The sequence below is a fragment of the Synechococcus sp. 1G10 genome (genome assembly GCF_002252625.1).
Lineage (GTDB): Bacteria > Cyanobacteriota > Cyanobacteriia > PCC-6307 > Cyanobiaceae > Regnicoccus_A.
Window position 1 is genome coordinate 49,415 of the sequence record NZ_NQKW01000010.1, and the last position, 19,492, is coordinate 68,906.

Annotated in this window: 16 protein-coding genes and 1 tRNA gene; 13 read left to right on the plus strand and 4 right to left on the minus strand. The window is 68.3% G+C overall.

The window, feature by feature from the left end:
* Window positions 1–59: 59 nt before the first annotated feature.
* From hypB to hypE, 7 genes are read left to right on the plus strand one after another with little or no spacing between them, the layout of a single operon-like run.
* A complete protein-coding gene (hypB, locus tag CJZ82_RS10635; RefSeq protein WP_094555755.1) occupies window positions 60–782 on the plus strand; it encodes a hydrogenase nickel incorporation protein HypB in 723 nt (240 codons plus the stop codon).
* Complete coding sequence (gene hypF, locus CJZ82_RS10640) at window positions 779–3,286, plus strand: carbamoyltransferase HypF (protein ID WP_094555756.1); 2,508 nt, start codon at window positions 779–781, stop codon at window positions 3,284–3,286. Before hypB ends, hypF begins: the two co-directional genes overlap by 4 nt.
* Window positions 3,222–3,458, plus strand: a complete 237-nt coding sequence (locus CJZ82_RS10645) for a HypC/HybG/HupF family hydrogenase formation chaperone (protein WP_094555757.1) — start codon at window positions 3,222–3,224, stop codon at window positions 3,456–3,458. Before hypF ends, CJZ82_RS10645 begins: the two co-directional genes overlap by 65 nt.
* Window positions 3,455–7,057, plus strand: a complete 3,603-nt coding sequence (gene nifJ / locus CJZ82_RS10650) for a pyruvate:ferredoxin (flavodoxin) oxidoreductase (protein ID WP_094555758.1) — start codon at window positions 3,455–3,457, stop codon at window positions 7,055–7,057. Before CJZ82_RS10645 ends, nifJ begins: the two co-directional genes overlap by 4 nt.
* Complete coding sequence (locus CJZ82_RS10655; protein WP_094555759.1) at window positions 7,054–8,109, plus strand: dihydroorotate dehydrogenase-like protein; 1,056 nt, start codon at window positions 7,054–7,056, stop codon at window positions 8,107–8,109. Before nifJ ends, CJZ82_RS10655 begins: the two co-directional genes overlap by 4 nt.
* Window positions 8,106–9,176, plus strand: a complete 1,071-nt coding sequence (gene hypD, locus CJZ82_RS10660) for a hydrogenase formation protein HypD (RefSeq protein WP_094555760.1) — start codon at window positions 8,106–8,108, stop codon at window positions 9,174–9,176. The genes CJZ82_RS10655 and hypD overlap by 4 nt, the downstream gene beginning before the upstream one ends.
* Entirely contained in the window at window positions 9,169–10,173 is a 1,005-nt protein-coding gene (gene hypE / locus CJZ82_RS10665; RefSeq protein WP_094555761.1) for a hydrogenase expression/formation protein HypE, read from the plus strand. Before hypD ends, hypE begins: the two co-directional genes overlap by 8 nt.
* A 574-nt stretch (window positions 10,174–10,747) precedes the next feature.
* Here hypE and gluQRS read toward each other — a convergent pair.
* From gluQRS to CJZ82_RS10680, 3 genes are all read right to left on the minus strand, one after another.
* Window positions 10,748–11,707: a tRNA glutamyl-Q(34) synthetase GluQRS gene (gene gluQRS / locus CJZ82_RS10670; RefSeq protein WP_369820047.1), complete on the minus strand. Its 960-nt coding sequence runs from the start codon at window positions 11,705–11,707 to the stop codon at window positions 10,748–10,750.
* 3 nt (window positions 11,708–11,710) lie between these two features.
* Window positions 11,711–11,986 (minus strand): HU family DNA-binding protein, encoded by a 276-nt coding sequence (locus CJZ82_RS10675; RefSeq protein WP_094555763.1) that lies wholly within the window; start codon window positions 11,984–11,986, stop codon window positions 11,711–11,713.
* Between the two features lie 202 nt (window positions 11,987–12,188).
* The gene (locus CJZ82_RS10680) at window positions 12,189–12,884 is read right to left on the minus strand and encodes an MBL fold metallo-hydrolase (RefSeq protein ID WP_233130194.1); all 696 of its coding nucleotides are present in this window, start codon (window positions 12,882–12,884) and stop codon (window positions 12,189–12,191) included.
* A 63-nt stretch (window positions 12,885–12,947) separates the two neighbouring features.
* Here CJZ82_RS10680 and CJZ82_RS10685 point away from each other — a divergent pair, with 63 nt between their 5' ends.
* Window positions 12,948–15,023 (plus strand): glycogen-debranching protein, encoded by a 2,076-nt coding sequence (locus tag CJZ82_RS10685; RefSeq protein ID WP_094555765.1) that lies wholly within the window; start codon window positions 12,948–12,950, stop codon window positions 15,021–15,023.
* Between the two features lie 7 nt (window positions 15,024–15,030).
* Here CJZ82_RS10685 and CJZ82_RS10690 read toward each other — a convergent pair.
* Window positions 15,031–15,101, minus strand: a tRNA-Gly gene (locus CJZ82_RS10690).
* Window positions 15,102–15,200: 99 nt separating this feature from the next.
* Here CJZ82_RS10690 and CJZ82_RS10695 point away from each other — a divergent pair.
* The 5 genes from CJZ82_RS10695 (at window position 15,201) to plsY (ending at window position 19,481) form a co-directional block, all read left to right on the plus strand.
* On the plus strand, window positions 15,201–16,613 hold the full coding sequence (locus CJZ82_RS10695; RefSeq protein WP_094555793.1) for an MFS transporter: 1,413 nt from the start codon (window positions 15,201–15,203) through the stop codon (window positions 16,611–16,613).
* Window positions 16,610–17,359 (plus strand): ABC transporter permease, encoded by a 750-nt coding sequence (locus tag CJZ82_RS10700; RefSeq protein ID WP_094555766.1) that lies wholly within the window; start codon window positions 16,610–16,612, stop codon window positions 17,357–17,359. The genes CJZ82_RS10695 and CJZ82_RS10700 overlap by 4 nt, the downstream gene beginning before the upstream one ends.
* 78 nt (window positions 17,360–17,437) lie before the next feature.
* Window positions 17,438–17,893 carry a DUF3119 family protein gene (locus CJZ82_RS10705; RefSeq protein WP_094555767.1) on the plus strand — a complete coding sequence of 152 codons (456 nt, stop codon included), beginning with the start codon at window positions 17,438–17,440 and terminating at the stop codon, window positions 17,891–17,893.
* Window positions 17,890–18,843, plus strand: coding sequence for a DUF3086 domain-containing protein (locus tag CJZ82_RS10710; protein ID WP_094555768.1), 954 nt, complete (start codon window positions 17,890–17,892; stop codon window positions 18,841–18,843). Before CJZ82_RS10705 ends, CJZ82_RS10710 begins: the two co-directional genes overlap by 4 nt.
* Entirely contained in the window at window positions 18,840–19,481 is a 642-nt protein-coding gene (gene plsY, locus CJZ82_RS10715; RefSeq protein WP_094555769.1) for a glycerol-3-phosphate 1-O-acyltransferase PlsY, read from the plus strand. The genes CJZ82_RS10710 and plsY overlap by 4 nt, the downstream gene beginning before the upstream one ends.
* Window positions 19,482–19,492: the final 11 nt, after the last annotated feature.

Sequence of the window (19,492 nt, forward strand, 5' to 3'; positions counted from 1 at the left end):
ATCAGGCTCTGTATCGCTGCGAGCCCTTCACCGTCCGCCGCCTGGGGAGTCCGCCGCCGATGTGCATCGACTGCAACTGTGGCGTCCCCACCCATGCCCACACGCACGCCCACACCCATCTGGAACTGGGACAGGATCTGCTGAGCCGCAATGACACCCAGGCCGCGGCCAACCGATCGCGCTTCAAAGCAGCGGGCGTGCCGGTGATCAATCTGCTGTCGTCGCCGGGTTCGGGCAAGACCGCTCTGCTGGAGCGCATGGCCCGCGACTGGGGCGCCAGCCATCGGATCGCGGCGGTGGTCGGTGATCTGGCGACCGACAACGATGCCAGACGCCTGCAGAACGCGGGACTGCGGGCTATTCAGATCACCACCGGCCAGGCCTGCCACCTGGAAGCGGGGATGGTGCAAAAAGCCCTGGCGACGCTCGAATCGGACGGCATCGATCTGGCCGCGCTGGATCTGCTGGTGATCGAGAACGTGGGCAATCTGGTCTGCCCCTCGGCCTACGACCTGGGCGAGAGCCTGCGGGTGGTGATGCTTTCGGTGACGGAAGGGGAGGACAAACCCCTGAAATATCCGGCCACCTTTCATGCCGCCGACGTGGTGGTGATCAGCAAGATCGACCTCAGTGCCGCCGTGGGCTTCGAGCGCAGCCAGGCTCTGCGCCACATCGCCCAGGTGGCGCCCCGGGCACGGGTGGTGGAGGTGTCGGCCAAGTCGGGGGCCGGCATGGGCGAGCTTCTGGCCGTACTGGGACTTCCGATCCTGTCGCCCCTGTGAAGCCAAGGGCACGGCTTCAGCTGCGCTGCAGCGGGATCGTGCAGGGGGTCGGCTTCCGTCCTTTCGTCCACCGACTGGCCATGGCTCTGGAGCTGGCCGGTGAGGTGGAGAACGTACGCGGTTCGGTGCGCATCGATCTGGAGGGCGAGCGGGATCGGCTGGAGTCTTTCCTGGAGCGGCTGCCCCGCGAGGTCCCCCCGCCGGCACAACTGGAGCCGCTGGAGCCGTGCTGGTTGCCAGCCACAGCCATCACCCCTGCCGCGACGGTGCGGATCACCGCAGGCGCCGCCACCCCTTTGGGCATCGGCTTGGTGGCGCCATCGCTGGCGGCCGATCGGGCGCCCTGCGCAGCCTGCCTGGCGGAGCTCAGCAACCCTGCCGATCACCGCTTCGGCTACCCCTTCATCAGCTGCTGCAGCTGCGGACCTCGTTTCAGCATTGCCACCGCCGAGCCGTTCGCCCGCGCCCACACCAGCCTGGCCAGCTTCGTGCTGTGCCCGAGCTGTACAGACGACTTCAACGATCCCCACAACCGCCGCTTCCACGCCGAAACGATCGGCTGTCCCGCCTGCGGCCCCCGTCTGAGCCTGCGGATCGGGGCGCAGGCAGCCCAGCCCCCAACCTCAAGGAGTCCGCGAAGAGAGGACAGCGCGACCCTGATCCAGCGCGCCTGCGAACTGCTCGGCGACGGCCGGATCGTGGCCCTGCAGGGGATCGGCGGCTTCCAGCTGCTGGTCGACGCCGGCAATGCCGCTGCCGTGGCCCGGTTGCGGCGACGCAAGCAGCGACCCGCCAAGCCCTTCGCACTGCTGGTCGGCGATCCCGCCTGGATCTCAGCCCACTGCCTGCTCGATGCCGACGAACTGGAGGCCCTGCAGCATCCCGCCGCGCCGATCGTGCTCCTGCGGCGGCGAGCGCCAGTGGCGGAGGCGGAGTCCTTCCCCGGTGTCGCCCCAGGCAGTCCGGCCCTGGGGGTGATGCTGTCGGCCTCGCCCCTGCACCACCTGCTGATCCGCGCCTTCGGCCGGCCGCTGGTGGCCACCAGCGGCAACCGCAGCGGCGAAACGCTCTGCACCGATCCGGCCGAAGCGCTCGAACGCCTGGCGGGAATCGCCGATGCCTGGCTCTGCCACAACCGCCCGATCGCCCGCCCCCTCGATGACTCGGTGCTGCAGGTGATCGACGGCAGACCGGCCCTGATCCGCCGGGCGCGGGGCCTGGCACCCGAGGCCCTGCCCCTGCCGAGCGGGCCTGGCGCCGAAGCCACCAGCTCGGAGTTGGCGCAGCAAGTGGTGGTGGCGCTCGGCGGCGATCTGAAAAGTGCTCCTGCCCTAGCGATCGGGGGCCGGGTCTGGCTGGCCCCCCACCTCGGCGACCTGGCCGAGGGGCCGTGCCAGCAACGGCTGGTGGAGGGGGTCGCGGAGCTGCTGGAACGCCATGGAGGTGGCGGCGCCCTGCTCGTCAGCGACGCCCATCCGGGCTATCTCAGCCATCAACTGGCCGCCACCCAGCCGTTTGAACACCGTGAGGTGCCCCACCACCTCGCCCACGCCCTGGCGGTGATGGCGGAGCACCGGCTAGCCGCTCCTGTGCTGGCCTTCTGCTTCGACGGACTGGGCTACGGCCGCGACCCCGTGGCGCCCCTCTGGGGCGGGGAACTGCTGCAGATCGATGGCGACGGCTGGCGCCGACTGGCCAGCCTGCGCCCATTTCCACTACCGGGGGCCGAGCGCGCCATGGCCGAACCGCGTCGCGCCGCCCTGGGCCTGCTGGCCGCGGCCGGATCCGCCGTGCTCCACCATCCGGGCGCCCGCCACACGCTGGCTGCTTTCTCCCAGGACGAACGACACCTCCTCCTGCAGGCGATCGCCAGTCGCTGCAACAGCCCGCTGACCTCCAGCGTCGGACGACTGTTCGATGCGGTGGCCTCGCTGCTGGGTCTCGCTCAGGTGCTCAGCCACGAAGGCCAGGGAGGCCTGCTGCTGGAGGGGGCCGCAGCGCAGGCCCCTGCTGATGCCGGGGCCTATCCGTTGCCGCTCAGGATGGCGGCCGCCAAGGGAAAGGACGGACTGCCGGCGATGGGCCGGCTCGACTGGCAGCCACTGATCGAGGCGTTGCTGGCCGACCGGAACGCAGGAGTCCCCACCTCGGTCTGCGCCGCCAGATTCCACAACGGCCTGAGCCAGGCCATCCAGGCGCTGGCCGTGTCGGCATCCCGGCACACAGGAGCGGCCAGGGTGGTCCTGGCAGGCGGGTGCTTTCAGAACCGGATCCTGCTCGAAGGCGCCATCGGTGCCCTTCGGGCCGGCGGTCTCACCCCCTTCTGGGGCGAGAGGGTGCCCGCAAACGACGGCGGACTGGCCCTCGGCCAGGTCTGGGCGGTTCGTTGCAGCCTGCCTATAAACCAGAGGGAAGACCTTCCATCCCAGAGTCCGCTCCATGTGCCTGGCCGTTCCCGGTCTCATCCTCTCGATCACGAGCCGGCCACCGCAATCGGCGCCTGAGCAAAGCGGCCAAGGCGACTGCAACGACGACATCTGGCGCATGGCCGATGTCGACTTCGGCGGCGTTCGCCAGCAGGTGAGCCTGGCCTGCCTCCCGGACGCCCAGGTGGGCGATCAGGTGCTGGTGCACGTGGGGATGGCGCTGAGCCTGGTCGAGGAGGAAGAGGCATGAGCACCCTCACGATCGACGGCAACGAGGCCACCGCCCGGGTCTCCTATCGCCTCAACGAGGTGATCGCCCTCTACCCGATCACGCCGGCGTCGCCGATGGGGGAATGGGCCGATGCCTGGAGATCAGAAGGCCGCCCCAACCTCTGGGGAACGGTGCCCGAGATCGTGGAACTGCAGAGCGAAGCGGGGGCGGCCGGCACGGTGCACGGGGCCCTGCAGGCCGGCAGTCTCACCACGACCTTCACGGCGTCGCAGGGATTGCTGCTGATGATCCCCAACCTCTACAAGCTGGCCGGGGAACTGACGCCAGCAGTGCTGCACGTGGCGGCCCGTTCCCTCGCCGCCCAGGGACTCTCGATCTTCGGCGACCACTCCGACGTGATGGCGGTGCGGGGAACCGGCTGCGCCATCCTCTGCGCCAACAACGTTCAGGAAGCGGGAGACCTGGCCGCCATCGCCACCAGAGCCAGCCTCCATTCACGGCTGCCGTTCCTGCACATGTTCGACGGCTTCCGCACCTCCCACGAGATCCAGAAGGTGGAGGCGATCGAGGACGAGGTGCTGCGGCAGCTGATTCCCGAGCAGGCGATCGCCGCCCACCGCCAACGGGCCCTCAGTCCCGATCACCCGGTGCTGCGCGGCACGGCCCAGAACCCCGACGTCTACTTCCAGGCGCGGGAGACGGTGAACGGCTTCTACGACGCGGCACCGGCCGTGGTGGCCGAAGCGATGGACGCGTTCGCCGCCCTCACCGGCCGCTCCTACGCCCCCTATGACTACGTCGGGCCGACCGACGCCGAGCGGGTGCTGGTGCTGATGGGCTCCGGTTGCGAGACGGCGGTTGAGACCGCCGAGGCCCTGCAGGCCAACGGGGAGAAGGTGGGAGTGCTGAAGGTGCGCCTTTACCGCCCCTTCAGCAATGCACTCATGATCCAGGCGCTGCCGGCCAGCACCCGGGCCATCGCGGTGCTCGACCGCTGCAAGGAGCCAGGAGCGGGGGGAGAGCCTCTCTACCTCGACGTCGTGGCGGCGGTGGCCGAGGAATGGGAGCGGCAGCACGGCGGCGGCGCACCGCTGCCCAGGGTGGTGGGTGGCCGCTACGGACTTTCCTCGAAAGAATTCACACCGGCGATGGTGAAGGCGGTCTTCGACCACCTCTGCGGGGAGGATCCGCTCAACCACTTCACGGTGGGAATCCACGACGACCTCACCCACCGCTCCCTGCCCTGGGAGAACGACTTCGTCACCGAAGCGCCGGGAGAAGTTCGTGCCGTGTTCTACGGCCTCGGCTCCGACGGCACCGTGGGCGCCAACAAGAGCACGATCAAGATCATCGGCGAGAGCACCGACCTCCACGCCCAGGGGTACTTCGTCTACGACTCCAAGAAGTCGGGGTCGGTGACGGTGTCGCACCTGCGCTTCGGCCCCCGGCCGATCCGCTCCACCTACCTGATCCAGCGCCCCACCCTGGTGGCCTGCCATCAATGGGATTTCCTGGGCCGCTTCGACCTCCTGGCCGGCCTCGAGACCGGCGGCATCCTGCTGCTCAACAGTCCCTATCCGGCCGAAGAGAGCTGGCGGCGGCTGCCGGAGGCGATGCGCACCACGATCCGGGCGAAGCAGCTGAAGGTCTGGATCATCAACGCCAGCCAGGTGGCCATGGAGGCGGGCATGGGCTTCCACATCAACACCGTGATGCAGGCCTGTTTCTTCGCGGTGAGTGGGGTGCTGCCGCGGGAGGAGGCGATCGAGCGCATCCGTACCGCGATCGTCAAGACCTATGGCCGCAAGGGGGAGGCGGTCGTGGCCATGAACCTCAGGGCCCTCGATGCGAGCCTCGACCACCTGGAGGAGCTGGCCTACGCCCACCTTCCGGTGGTACTGGCAGAGGGCGGAGTGGAGGTCGGATCCGGGAGCGAACGTCTGGCAGGTTCGCCGGCCTTCGTGCGAGACGTCATCGTGCCGATGCTGGAGCGCCGTGGCGACGAGCTGCCGGTGAGTGCCCTGCCCTGTGATGGCACCTTCCCGGTGGGCACGTCCCAGTGGGAGAAGCGCAACATCGCCGAGTCGATCCCGGTCTGGGAGGACGATCTCTGCGTGCAGTGCGGCAAGTGCGTGATGGTCTGCCCCCACGCCGTGATTCGCGCCAAGGTGGTGGAGCCGGACGCACTCGCCACCGCGCCCGAGGGTTTCCGCCGCGCCCCGGCCCGCGACCACGACTTCGAGGGGCAGTCCTTCACTATTCAGGTGGGGGCTGAAGACTGCACCGGCTGCGCCCTCTGCGTGGAAGTGTGCCCGGCGCGGGATCGCACCGAGCCGAAACGCAAGGCCATCAACATGGCTCCACAGCGGCCCCTGCGGGAGCAGGCCCGGGGGCACTGGGACTTCTTCCTCAGCCTGCCGGAGGCCCCGCGCGCCGCTCTGAATCTGCGCAAGATCGGCCAGCAGCAACTGCAGCAACCGCTGTTCGAGTTCTCCGGAGCCTGCGGGGGCTGCGGCGAGACCCCCTATCTCAAGCTCGCTACCCAGCTGTTCGGTGATCGGATGATGATCGCCAACGCCACGGGCTGCTCTTCGATCTACGGAGGCAACCTGCCCACGACCCCCTGGACCACCAATGCGGAGGGGAGAGGGCCGTCCTGGAGCAACTCCCTCTTCGAGGACAACGCCGAATTCGGCTTCGGCATGCGGGTGGCGGTGGATCAGCAGCGGCAGATGGCGGACGAACTGCTGTCCCTGCTGGCACTGCCGGTGAAGCTGGTGGAGGCCATCCTCGGCGCCGACCAGAGCGATGAGGCCGGCATCTTTGCCCAGCGCCAGCGGGTCGCCCAGCTCAAGACCCTGCTGCAGGAGCAGGAAGCGGCGTCAGGCTCGCCGGCGGCCCGTCTGCTGAGCGTGGCCGACGCGCTGGTGAAGCGGAGTGTGTGGCTGGTGGGCGGCGACGGCTGGGCCTACGACATCGGCTTCGGCGGGCTCGATCATGTGCTCGCCAGCGGCCGCGACGTCAACGCCCTTGTGCTCGACACGGAGGTTTACTCCAACACCGGAGGCCAGGCCTCCAAGGCCACGCCACGGGCTGCGGTGGCGAAGTTCGCGGCTGCGGGGAAGGCCGCACCCAAGAAGGATCTCGGGCTGATGGCGATGACCTACGGAACCGTGTACGTGGCCAGCGTGGCCATGGGCGCACGCGACGAACACACGGTGAGGGCGTTTCTGGAAGCCGAGAGCTATCCCGGACCTTCCTTGATCATTGCCTATTCCCACTGCATTGCCCACGGCATCACGATGGCCAGGGGCATGGCCCATCAGCAGGCGGCGGTCGATTCGGGGCGCTGGCTTCTCTATCGCTACGACCCCCGGCGGGCGGAACGGGGCGAGAATCCTCTCCAGCTGGATTCACGGGCCCCGAGCCGCCCGCTGGCCGAGACGATGGCGGAGGAAAACCGCTTCCGCATGCTCAAGTTCAGCCAGCCCAAGCTGGCCCGTCAGCTGGAGCGACAGGCCCAGCTTGAGCTCGATCGTCGCTGGGCCCTCTACCGGGCCCTGGCCTCCCAGGACTGCGGCCCAACCACGACCGAAGCAGGGAGGGCGAAGCCATGAGCCCCGATCTGTCCACCACTTACCTCGGCCTGGAGCTGCGCTCTCCCCTGGTGGTGGGCGCCGCGGCACCCCTGAGTGAGGACATCGACCAGCTGGTGGCACTGGAGCAGGCGGGGGCCGCCGCCGTGGTGCTTCATTCGCTCTTCGAGGAGCAGATCGAGCGCGACCAGCTCGATCTGCATCAGATGGGGATGCAGGGCGCCGAGAGCTACGGCGAAGCTCTCAGCTACGTACCGGAGCAGGCCCTGTTCCATGTGGGATACGAGCTCTATCTCAACCACGTCAGCGAAGCCCGTGAACGTCTGTCGATTCCGGTGATCGCCAGCCTGAACGGCACCAGTCCCGGCAGCTGGGTGCGTTGCGCCCGCCAGCTGGAGGACGCCGGTGCCCAGGCCATCGAACTGAATCTCTATGCGATCCCCACCGATCCGGACCTCTCCAGCGCCGCGATCGAGAACCAGGTGGAGGAGGTGGTGGCTGAAGTGCGGGCCGAGGTGAAGCTGCCCCTGGCGGTGAAGCTCAGTCCCTTCTTCACCAACTTCAGCGCCATGGCACGGCGGCTTGCGGCTGCCGGGGCGGATGGTCTTGTGCTCTTCAACCGCTTCTACCAGCCGGACATCGACATCGAGACGCTCGAGGTCCGCCCCAACCTGCTGCTCTCCACCCCCCACGACCTGCGCCTGCCGCTGCGCTGGATCGCCCTGCTGCACGGCCGCCATCCCCTCGACCTGGCGGCCACCAGCGGCGTCCAGAGAGGAACCGACGTGGTGCGTCTGCTGATGGCCGGAGCCTGCGTGACCCAGATCGTGGCAGCCCTGCTGCGCCATGGCCCCCAGCGTCTAGCCGTGATCGAAGCCGAGCTGAGCCAGTGGCTGGCGGATCACGACCACGCCACGGCGCGGGAGCTGATCGGCTGCATGAGCCAGCAACGCTGTCCTGATCCAAGCGAATACGAGCGTGCTCAATACATGCGCGCCATCCAGACCTTCCACCCCATTGGCGAGGCCGACCGGCCCGACGGGGAGCTGATCACCACGGCTCCGCTGCCATGACCGGCGGGGTGAATGGGCTGGCGACCCGGCTGGCCGCCATCACCACCAGACCCTGGACCCTGATGGAGGTCTGCGGTGGCCAGACCCACGCCATCGTGCGCTGGGGTCTCGACCAGCTGCTGCCTCCCGGTCTGCGCCTCATCCATGGCCCCGGCTGTCCGGTGTGCGTGACACCGGCGGCCACGATCGATGCCGCCCTGCAACTGGCCCGGCGGCCGGAGGTGATCCTCTGCTCCTATGGCGACATGCTGCGGGTTCCCGGCAGCGGCAGCGACGACCTGCTGGGGGTGCGGGCGGCCGGCGGCGACGTGCGCCTGCTCACCTCGCCCCTGCAGGCGCTGGAGCTGGCGCGCAGCAATCCCCAGCGCACCGTGGTCTTTCTTGCGGTGGGCTTCGAGACCACCGCTCCGGCCACCGCCCTGCTCGCCCGCCAGGCCCTGCGCAGCGGGGTGCGGAACCTTTTGCTGCTCACGGCCCATGTGCGAGTGCCCCCGGCGATGGAGGCGATCCTCAGCGCCGATGGCAACCAGGTGCAGGGCTTCCTGGCGGCGGGGCACGTCTGCACCGTGATGGGCACCGGTGAACTGAACGAGCTGGTGCAACGGCATCGTGTGCCGGTGGTGGTGACGGGTTTTGAGCCGATCGATCTGATGCGTGGCCTGCTGCGCTGTGTGGAGCTCCTCGAGGCCGGACAACCCCAGCTGGCGAATGCCTATCCAAGGGTGGTGAAGCCGGAGGGCAATCCGGCGGCACGGGCGCTGCTTGAAGAGGTGTTCGCTGTGGTGGATCAGCCCTGGCGTGGCTTCGGGATGATCCCTGGCGGCGGGCTTGCCCTGCGCGAGGCCTACGCCAGCCTCGATGTCCGGCGCCACGTCTCCCTGGGCGGCAGCACAGCCGGCGATCCCGGCAACCCCTGCATCAGCGGCCTGATCCTGCAGGGCCGACGCAGTCCGCGGGATTGTCCGGCGTTCGGCACTTCCTGCACACCCGAGCATCCTCTGGGGGCGCCGATGGTGTCGAGCGAGGGAGCCTGCGCCGCTTACCACCTCTACCGCCGCCATGACTGAAGCGACGGCCGGAGCGCGGATCCGGCTGGCCCATGGCGGCGGCGGCACGCTGATGCAGCAGCTGATCGACCAGGAGCTGCGCCCCCTCTACAGCGATCCCACCCAGGTGCTCCACGACGCGGCTCGCCTGAAGCTGCCCCATGGCGATCTGGCCTTCACGACCGACAGTTATGTGGTGCAGCCCCTGGAATTCCCCGGAGGAGACATCGGCAGCCTTGCTGTCACCGGGACCGCCAACGACCTCGCCATGGCCGGCGCCCGCCCCCTTCACCTCAGCGTGGGACTGATCCTGGAGGAGGGGCTGGAGCTGGCCGTTCTCCGGCGCCTGGTCGTGTCACTGGCGAACACGGCGCGGCAGTGCGGCGTCACGATCGTGACGGGCGACACGAAGGTGGTGGAGAGGGGCAAGGGTGACGGGGTGTTCATCAACACCAGCGGCATCGGCCTGCTGGCGACCGACCTGGCCATCGATCCGCTGGCGATCGAGCCGGGCGATCAGATCTTCGTCAGCGGCGATCTCGGTCGCCACGGCGTGGCGATCCTGGCGGCCCGCCATGGCCTGGATCTGCACCCCCCCCTGGCCAGCGACTGTGCGCCGCTGTGGCCCGTGGTGGAGTCCCTGCTGACGGCGGGGGTGCAGCTTCACTGTCTGAGGGATCTCACCCGGGGCGGGCTGGCCAGCGCCCTCGCAGAACTATCCGGCGCGAGCAGACTGGAGTTCCTGGTTGAGGAGGAGGCGATCCCAGTGGCGCCGCCGGTGGCCCGCACCTGCGAGCTGCTTGGCTTCGAGCCCCTGCATCTGGCCAACGAGGGACGGTTGGTGGCGGTGGTGCCTGAACGGTCAGCCGCGGCGACCCTGCAGATCCTGGAACCTCTCGGTGGAGCTTTGATCGGGGAGGTCCGGGCTAATGCCGCTCGGGTCCTGCTGCGCACTCGCTTCGGCAGTGAGCGGGTGCTGGTGCCACTGAGCGGCGAACTGCTGCCGCGCATCTGCTGAGGGCCAGGGCACCTGGGGGCAGGGATGATGGGATCTGTTCCCTTGATGCAGTCATGTACACCGACTGGACCTCCGTGATCCTGCTGCTGTTGACCGCCTTGCCGCTGGGGGTGGTGGTGGCCACGGCGGCCTTCTTCATCTGGCGCCAGAAAAAGCTCAAGCAGCGCTGATGTCGCGGCGGGCAGCCCCATGATCAACAAGGCTGCCCTGGCCGAGGCATTCAAGGCAGGTGCGGAAGCTGTTGGAACCCATGCGCAGAACACCGCTGCCTCCGCAGTGGCTGCAGCGCTTCAGACCCATCTGTGCTGAGCCCCTCACCGATGGCGACAAACGAGCTGGATGGGTGAGAACGTGGGGATATCTAGAAGAAGTTGAGAGCTCAGGATCTGTTTCAAGGGCGCTGGGGAACGACACCACAACCCGAGATGACTCTCCATCACGGGTCGAGCGGTACTGACTTATCAATCGTTCGGTGCTGGAGCTGGACACGTGGAGATGCTCCAGGGGTTCGTCTTGAAGTCTGAACCGAAAGGCAGACCTTGATCCCGAAACCTTCCTTAAGAGATCCCGGGGCTCAACTCCATCGTCGCAACTGAGTCTTAAGGCGCGACAGATCCAGATCCTGCAGCAGCTCCGTCGCGCTCAGGCGGCTGCCGGCGGGCACCAGATCCAGGCTGGCCGCCATCCGGCCGATCACCGCAGCCGCATCCAGTCCCGCCTGCCGCAAGGGTTCAAGCCCAATGGCATCCTGCCGCTTGGCCAGCCGCTCCCCAGCCTCATCCAGCCAGAGGGGCACATGCCAGGTATCAGCAAACGGTCGCCCCAACCGCTCGCTCACCGCCAGCTGCGGTGCCGTTGAGCGCCAGAGGTCGGCTCCTCGCACCACGGTGGTCACCGCCAGCAACAGGTCGTCCACGGCTGAGGTCAGGTGGTAGGCGAGCAAACCATCGGCGCGGCGCAGCACCACATCGCCCACCTCGGTGGCAGCGTCCAGGCAGCCCTCCGGACCGATCTCCTCACGCCAACGCAAGGTCCCAGGCTCGAGCCTCAGCCGCCAGCTGGGCAGCCGCCCCTGCTGGGGCCCCCAGCCCATGGCCTGATCACGGCAGGTCCCCGGATAGAGCGGCCAGCCGCCGTGGGGAGCTGAGAGATCCGCCAGCATCCGGCGGCTGCAGCGGCAGGGATAGAGGGCCCCGCCGCGGCGCAACGCCGAGAGCACCGAGCCGTACAGGCCCCTGCGCTCGCTCTGGCGCAGGGACGGGCCATCCCAGCTGAGGCCCAGCCAGACCAGGTCTGCCTCGATGGCCTCGATGGCCCCCGGCCGCTGACGCGGGCCATCGAGATCGTCGTGGCGCAACAGAAAACGCCCGTTGCTGAGGCGTGCCTGCAGCCAGGCCAGCAGAGCTGTGCGCAGATTGCCCAGATGGAGCGGGCCGCTCGGGGAGGGGGCGAATCGCCCCGTGGGCCCCTCGAGCCGACGTCGATCGGCCGACTCGATCAGCCGCTCCAGCTGGGCGGGGAGGGGAAGCCCCAGGGCTCAGCTCTGGACCTTGTCCTTGAACTGCTTACCGGCAGTGAAGGCAGGTACCCGCTTGGCCGGGATCTTGATTTTTTCGCCGGTCTTGGGATTGAGGCCCTGACGGGCGGAGCGCTCGCGGGGCTCGAAGGAGCCGAAGCCCAGGATCGAGACCTTCTTCCCTTCAACAACGGAATCCACGATCGTCTCGATCGCGGCGTCGACGACCTTAGATACTTCGGTCTTGGTCAGTTCGGTGCGAACCGCAACGAGGTTGACGAGATCAGCTTTGTTCATCGGAGGCGAAAACCTTCAGGAGAATGCGGGAGCTGGACGGAGCGGAAAAACACCCTCTCGCCGGCGCCGGAACGGTACAGCGCGCCAATCGTATGGGGGAAGGGCGGTTCGGGCAACCAAAAACCCCTGCTGAACAATGGTTTGGAGCCGAATCGGCCCCGATCCCGCCCGATCCTGACTCCATGGGCCGCCCACCGAAGCCTCAGGGAGGATCGAGCAGACCATCCTGGAAACCATCCACCAGGTCATCGAGCAGACCGCGGCCGCCGTCGATCAGCTTCTCCCCTTGCAGTGCCCCCAGACCCGCTCCGCTGGCGATCCAGCGGGGAGAACCGGGCGGCAGCCAGCGGTGCAGGGCTTTGAGGCTGCGCCGCTGCCGGTCCCAGTGAAAAGTGCGGGTCGTGCGCAGCGGACGGGCCTCCCCCCGCGCGGTCGGCACCAGCAGGCGCCCGCAGAAGAGCACGTCGAGTTCCCCGGCCGCATGGACCACGCAGGCCCCTGGGGTCGGCCCCGGTGTCCAGAGCGCCCGCAGGCCCCCACCCAGATCAAGTTCATCGCCGAACGGGGCCAGCTCCGCCACGCCGGGCAGGAGATAGGCCTCCTGCTCCTGCACCCGCACCGGCCAGCCCAGCGCCTCCTGCCAGCGGCGGCAACGCCCATGGCCCTCCCGGCTGGTGAGCAGGATCATGCCGCCACCGGCACCCCGCAGAGCGGCGAGATTGGCGGCGGTGTAGGCCGGCATATCGATCAGCAGCGGCGCCTGATCCCGGGGCGCCAGCAGCCAGGAGGTCCCTCCCATGCTGTCGCGGTTGGGGGCGAACACCCACAGTCCGGGGAGCACGGGCGTGGGCGGTCGCCCAGCCTCCATGGTCGTCTCGCCACTCTCCTCAACCGGCATCGAGCCTCCCGAGGGCCAACGCCCCGCACAGCACTAGCTTGTAGCGACGGGTGACCCGAGTCCTTGTCTTCGATCCAGCTCGGACATCCCTGGCCCCTCGGGGCAGCGATCACCGCCCGGGGAGTGAATTTCTCCCTGGTGGCACCAGCAGCCACCAGGGTGGAGCTCCTGCTGTTCGCCCGCGGCAGCTCGCCTGAACCCTTCCGGATCATTCCGCTGGATGCGCGCCATCGCTCCGGCGACCACTGGCATGTGGAAGTGGAGGGCATCGGCGAGGGCACCTGCTACGGCTACCGGGTATATGGGCCATTGATGCCCGGGGGACACGGCTTCACCCCCTCCAAGGTGCTGCTTGATCCCTGCGCCAGGGCGATCAGCGGCTGGGATGTCTACCGCCGCCGTGATGCCATCGGCGCCATCCCAAACACGGCCAGCTGCTTGAAGGGAGTGGTCACGGAGCGGGATCGCTTCGATTTCGTGGCCGCGCCGAGGCCCCGCCACAGCTGGCAGACCACGGTGATCTACGAGCTGCACGTGGGCGGGCTCAGCCGGGGCCAGGGCAGCCCCGTTGCAGCCGAGCACCAGGGCAGCCTGCTGGGCGTGATCGACGCCCTGCCCTATCTGCGCAGCCTGGGTGTCACCGCGCTGGAGCTGCTGCCGGTGATGGCCTTCGATCCCCAGGACGCCCCCCACGGGCGACAGAACTACTGGGGCTACAGCCCCCTGAGCTGGATGGCTCCCCACCAGGGCTATCTGGTGGGCGACGACCCGCTGGCGGGGCGCCAGCAAGTGCGGCAGCTGGTCACCGCCTGCCACCAGGCCGGAATGGAGGTGCTGCTCGATGTGGTCTACAACCACACCAGCGAAGGCAACCAGGACGGGCCGACCCTGAGCTGGCGCGGCCTGGCCGACCACCTTTATTACCACCAGAACAGCCGTGGCGACTACCAGGACGTCACCGGCTGCGGCAACACCATCGCCGCCAACCGCCCCCTGGTGAGGAGGCTGCTGCTGGAGTCGATGCGCTGCTGGGCCCTGGAGCTGGGCATCGACGGCTTCCGCTTCGATCTCGGCATCGCCCTCAGCCGTGGCGAGGAGCTGGCCCCACTCGACCAGCCGCCGCTGTTCGAGGAGATCGAGGCCGACCCTGAGCTGAGCGACCTCAAGCTGGTGAGCGAACCCTGGGATTGCGGCGGTCTCTACCGGCTCCATGATTTTCCGGCGCGCCGCATGGGCACCTGGAACGGCCGCTTCCGCGACGACGTGCGCCGCTTCTGGAAAGGGGACGACAGCCTCTGCTGGTCGATGGCCCAGCGGCTATCAGGAAGCCCCGATCTCTATGGCGGCAAGCCGGCAAAGGCTGGCCGCAGCATCACCTTCATCACCGCCCACGACGGCTTCACCCTCGCCGATCTGGTCAGCTACGGCGTCAAGCACAACCTGGCTAACGGCGAGGACAACCGCGACGGCGACAACCACAACAACAGCTGGAACCACGGGGTGGAGGGGCCCTGCAGCGATCCGCAGATCAGCGAGCTGCGCAACCGCCAGATCCGCAACCTGCTGGGCACCCTGCTGCTGGCGCCCGGGGTGCCGATGCTGCTGATGGGCGATGAAGTGCGCCGCAGTCAGGGGGGCAACAACAACACCTGGTGCCAGAACAATCCCCTGGGCTGGATGCACTGGCGCCCCGACGATGACGACCAGGCCCTTCATCAGTTCGTGAGCCGGCTGGTAGGCCTGCGCCGCCGCCTCGAAGGCCTGCTGAATCCTGAGAGCCCCCATGCCGACACCCCCCCGTCCAGGCCGGGCGAGCGGGATCTGATCTGGCGCGAGTGGCACGGGTTGGAGCTGCTGCAACCCGACTGGGGCAGCTGGTCCCACAGCCTGGCCTGGAGCCTGCACGACCTGCGTCACGGCCCCCTGCTCTGGTGCGGCATGAATGCTTACTACCAGCCGATGACCTTCAAACTTCCGGAGCCCAGCGAGGGCTGGCTACGGCTGATCGACACCGGCCAGATCGCTGGCGAGGAACTGCTGGTGTCGCCCCAGCCCTTGAACGCCGAGACAGCAGCTTTGCAGGGCCGCAGCCTCATGCTTCTGGTGGCTCCCCACCTGATCGAGGCGACGGGGCTTTGAAGAAATAAGCGGGCGGCGGGAATCGAACCCGCATCATCAGCTTGGAAGGCTGAGGTTTTACCACTAAACTACGCCCGCACCAGTACAAGCGTACCGTCGGTGGGCGCCCAGCCTGGCCCTACGACCGCGGCGAACGCTTGCCTGCAGCATTATGACCTGCGCCTGGGACAGCCCTTCTTGACCTCTCCCGAGACCACGCTGAGCCCCCAGGCGTCCACACCGGTGAGAGATGCCTCCAGCCTCAGCGGCGCGGCCCGCCGTCGCATGCTCTGGTCCTACAGCCTCGGTGACGCCGGCACCGGCATGGCCGCCACCCTGCTCGGGTTCTACCTGTTCGTCTTCTACACCGGTGTGGCGGGCCTCCCGGCCTGGATGGCCGGCCTGGTGCTGATGGTGATCAAGGTCTGGGACGGCATCAACGACCCGATCGTCGGCTTCCTCAGCGACCACACCAAGAGCCGCTGGGGGCCGCGCATTCCCTGGATCGCCTTCAGTGCCGTGCCGCTCGGGCTGAGCATGGCGGCGCTGTGGTGGGTGCCCCCCGGCAGCGACTGGCAGAAGTTCACCATCTTCGTGCTGATCCAGCTGGTGGCGATGGGGCTCTACACCTGCGTCAACCTGCCTTACTCGGCTCTGGCCTGCGAGCTCACCACGGACACGCCCCTGCGCACCCGGCTCAACGCCCTGCGCTTCACCGGCTCGATCATCGCCGGCCTGAGCGGGCTGGTGCTGGGAGCCCTGCTGGTGAGCGGCGGCGCCGAGGGGTACCAGCGCATGGGCCTGATCTCCGGCACGCTGATCGCCATAACCAGCCTGGTCTGCGCCTGGGGACTGGCCCCCTTCGCCCGCCACTGCCAGCGCCCCAGCGGCCATCCCGAACCTCTCGGCAAGCAGCTGAGGCGGATCAGCCACAACGGTCGCTTCCTGCGGGTGCTGGGGCTCTACCTGCTGCTCTGGTGCGCACTGCAACTGATGCAACCGGTGTCGCTGATCTTCCTAACGGTGGTGATGCGCATACCAGAGAGCTGGAGCACCTGGATTCTGATTCCCTTCCAGCTCAGTGCCCTGGCGGGCCTGCAGCTCTGGAGCTGGGTGGCCTACTGGCACGGCAGGGTCCATGCCCTGCGCTGGGGCGTGGGGCTCTGGGTAGTGGGCTGCATGGCGGCGATGGTGCTGGTGCCGCTCAATCCGGACATCTCCCCCACCGGCTCAGCCGGAAACCTGCTGAATCTCTCATTGCTGGTGGTCACGATCATGCTGGTGGGCCTCGGCGCCGCCACCGCCTATCTGATCCCCTGGGCCCTGCTGCCTGATGCCATCGATGCCGATCCCGACAAACCCGCCGGCCTCTACACCGCCTGGATGGTGATCACCCAGAAGCTGGGCATCGGCGTGGCCGTCTTCGCGCTTGGCAACGTCCTCAGCTTCAGCGGGTACAAGGCCGCCAAGGGGCTGCTCCAGCCCGACTCGGCCCTGCTGACGATCCGGCTGTGCATGGGCATCATCCCGGTCGTGCTGATCGTTATGGGTCTGGTGGTGATGCGGCGCTGGCCGGAGCGGCGGCGGCGGCGTCCTGCACTGCAACCATGAGGCTTCCCCGCTACATCCAGCGGCTCGGCAGCAGCTGCCTGATCGGCGGGCAGGTGATCTCCGCCCTGGCCAAGGGCCGCATCAACCTCAACGACCTGTTCGAGCAGATGCTCGAAGCCGGTCCCGGCAGCTTCCTGATCGTGTTGATCGCTGCCGTGGCCGGCGGAACGGTATTCAACATCCAGGTAGCCGCGGAGCTCACCCGCCAGGGTGCCGGTTTCTCCGTCGGCGGCATCCTGGCCCTGGGGCTGGCCCGGGAGATCGCTCCGCTGCTCACGGCCACCCTGCTCACCGGAAAGGTGGCCACGGCCTATGCCGCCCAGCTGGGCACGATGAAAGTGACCGAGCAGATCGACGCGATCACGATGCTGCGCACCGATCCGGTGGAATACCTGGTGGTGCCCCGCGTGCTGGCGCTGGTGGTGATGGCGCCGGTGCAGTGCCTGCTGTTCTTCGTGGTGGGGATCTGGTCGGGTCAGGTGAGCAGCACCTTCCTCTATTCGATTCCACCCTCAGTGTTCTGGAATTCCGTGCGCACCTGGATGGAGCCTTCCGACCTGCCCTCGATGCTGGTCAAGGCCGTGGTGTTCGGTCTGCAGATCGCGGTGATCGCCTGTGGCTGGGGCCTCACCACCCGGGGCGGCCCCAAGGAGGTGGGCACCAGCACCACCGGCGCCGTGGTGATGATCCTGGTGACTGTGAGCCTGGTGGATGTGGTCCTCACCCAGGTGCTCTTCGGTGGCTGAGTCATCGGGCCGGCTGCCGGCGGGGTCCCGAGCAGCAAGCGCTGGCCAACGGGGGGGCAGGCGCTGCAGCATGGAGCGATGACGACTCCCACGAGCTCTCCAGGCAACGATCCGACGGGCAGTCAGCTGCCTCCCCCGAGCGGTCCCGATCCAGCCAACGGTGTCATTCTGGCGCCCCGCCCCTGGGTGCCCCTGGGGTTCATCGCCCTGGGCGTGGCGCTGCTGCTCCTCCAGCACGTCTGGAGCTGGATCCCGATCACCGCCGGGGTGGTCGGGCTGCTCGGGTTGGTCCTGCTGCTGCAGACCCTGCTGTTGCGGCTGCAGTTCAGCGGCGATGCCCTGCTGGTGTGGAGCCGCTCCACCCTGCTGCGCCGCTTCCCCTACAGCGACTGGATCGGCTGGACGCTGTTCTGGGGGCCCCTGCCGGTGCTGTTCTATTTCCGTGAACGCCGGAGTCCCCATCTGCTGCCGGTGCTCTTTGATGCCAACGCCCTGCGCCAGCAGCTGGAGCTCCACCTGAGCGGCCTGCCATGAGCGACATCACCCCCATTCCCGAACCGGAACCGGCCGCTACCGGTTCCGCTGCAGCCGAACCGATCGCCTCGGCTCAGCCGGCGGTCCATGGCGAGCTGCTGGAGCTGGCCCTGAACGATCTGCGCGAGCGCCGAGCGGCCCTGCTGAGCGAGATCCAGGCCCTGGAGCAGCGGCGTAAGCAGCTGGACGCGGATCTCGACGGGAGCCTCAGCGGCCGCGCCGACGGCATCGCCCGCCGGCTCAAGGGTTTCCAGGACTACCTGGTGGTGGCCCTGCAGGATCTGGCCAGCCAGGCGGAACTGATGGACCTGGTGGTGCAGCCCCTGCAGGTGCAGCCCTCACCTCTGGATCCTCAGCCTGAGGCCATTCCGACAGCGGTGGTCCAGCAGATTGCACCGGCGGCGGCGGGCCAGTTCAGCCAGGACGCCGAACTGATCCGCGATCGCCTCGCCAGCTTCCAGGGACAGCCCGATTTCTATGCCGATCCCTGGAAGCTGCGCCGTAGCCTGGAGCCCGCTGCTGCCGGCCTGCTCGAAGACTGGTTCCTCAACCAGGGCGGGCGGGGTGCCCAGGCCAGCACCGGCAGCCGCAACCGCAATGCCCTGATCACTGCCGGGGCGGTGGCGATCCTGGGGGACCTTTACGGCGACCGCTTCCAGACCCTGGTGCTGGCCGGAGAGCCCGAGCGGCTCGGAGAGTGGCGCCGCGGCCTGCAGGATTGCCTGGGGCTGGCCCGGGAAGACTTCGGCCCCAACAGCGGCATCGTGCTGTTCGAGCGGCCCGATGCCCTGATCGAGCGGGCCGACCGGCTCGAGGAGCGCGGCGAACTTCCCTTCATCGTGATCGATGCCGCCGAGCAGGTGGTCGACATCCCGGTGCTTCAGTTCCCCCTCTGGCTGGCCTTTGCCGCCACCGCCAACGAACTGGCCCTGGAGCAGGACCTGTCATGAGCCAGCCCTTCCTGCCCCTGCTGGTGCTGGCGGCGGGGTACCTGCTGGGCTCGCTGCCAACGGGCTGGCTGGCAGGCCGCTGGCTTGCAGGCATCGACCTGCGCCAGCTGGGCTCCGGCTCCACCGGGGCCACCAATGTGCTGCGGCAGCTGGGCAAGGGCCCCGCCCTGGTGGTGTTTCTGGTGGATGTGCTCAAGGGCACGGCCGCGGTGCTGCTGGCCAAGGCCCTGCTGCAGCCCAGCGGGTTCACCCCCAGCACCGACTGGTGGGTGGTCGCGGCCGGTCTGGCGGCCCTCGCAGGGCATATCTGGCCCGTTTGGCTGGGCTGGAAGGGGGGCAAGGCGGTCGCCACAGGGCTGGGCATGCTGCTGGGCCTGGTACCGGCCGTGGGCCTGGCCTGCTTCGGGACCTTTCTGGCCTGCCTCACGATCAGCCGGATCGTCTCACTCTCCAGCGTCGTGGCGGCCCTGAGCCTGCCCCTGCTGATGCTGGGAGCCTTTGCCGGAGCCGGCACCGGCCTCAGGCCGGCCTACCTGGCCCTGGCGGTGCTCACCACCGTGCTGGTGGTCTGGCGGCACCGCAGCAACCTGAAGCGGCTGCAGGCGGGCGAGGAACCGCGGCTGGGGGAGAAGACTTAGCTGGGTAGCCG

What these genes read in the sequence shown, in the direction of transcription:
- hypE (WP_094555761.1), top strand. Translation starts at nt 9,169, where the DNA reads ATGACTGAAGCGACGGCCGGAGCGCGGATCCGGCTGGCCCATGGCGGC.
- CJZ82_RS10700 (WP_094555766.1), top strand. Translation starts at nt 16,610, where the DNA reads ATGAGGCTTCCCCGCTACATCCAGCGGCTCGGCAGCAGCTGCCTGATC.
- plsY (WP_094555769.1), top strand. Translation starts at nt 18,840, where the DNA reads ATGAGCCAGCCCTTCCTGCCCCTGCTGGTGCTGGCGGCGGGGTACCTG.
- CJZ82_RS10710 (WP_094555768.1), top strand. Translation starts at nt 17,890, where the DNA reads ATGAGCGACATCACCCCCATTCCCGAACCGGAACCGGCCGCTACCGGT.
- hypB (WP_094555755.1), top strand. Translation starts at nt 60, where the DNA reads ATGTGCATCGACTGCAACTGTGGCGTCCCCACCCATGCCCACACGCAC.
- CJZ82_RS10675 (WP_094555763.1), bottom strand. Translation starts at nt 11,986, where the DNA reads ATGAACAAAGCTGATCTCGTCAACCTCGTTGCGGTTCGCACCGAACTG.
- CJZ82_RS10655 (WP_094555759.1), top strand. Translation starts at nt 7,054, where the DNA reads ATGAGCCCCGATCTGTCCACCACTTACCTCGGCCTGGAGCTGCGCTCT.
- CJZ82_RS10680 (WP_233130194.1), bottom strand. Translation starts at nt 12,884, where the DNA reads ATGCCGGTTGAGGAGAGTGGCGAGACGACCATGGAGGCTGGGCGACCG.
- hypD (WP_094555760.1), top strand. Translation starts at nt 8,106, where the DNA reads ATGACCGGCGGGGTGAATGGGCTGGCGACCCGGCTGGCCGCCATCACC.
- CJZ82_RS10645 (WP_094555757.1), top strand. Translation starts at nt 3,222, where the DNA reads ATGTGCCTGGCCGTTCCCGGTCTCATCCTCTCGATCACGAGCCGGCCA.
- CJZ82_RS10705 (WP_094555767.1), top strand. Translation starts at nt 17,438, where the DNA reads ATGACGACTCCCACGAGCTCTCCAGGCAACGATCCGACGGGCAGTCAG.
- nifJ (WP_094555758.1), top strand. Translation starts at nt 3,455, where the DNA reads ATGAGCACCCTCACGATCGACGGCAACGAGGCCACCGCCCGGGTCTCC.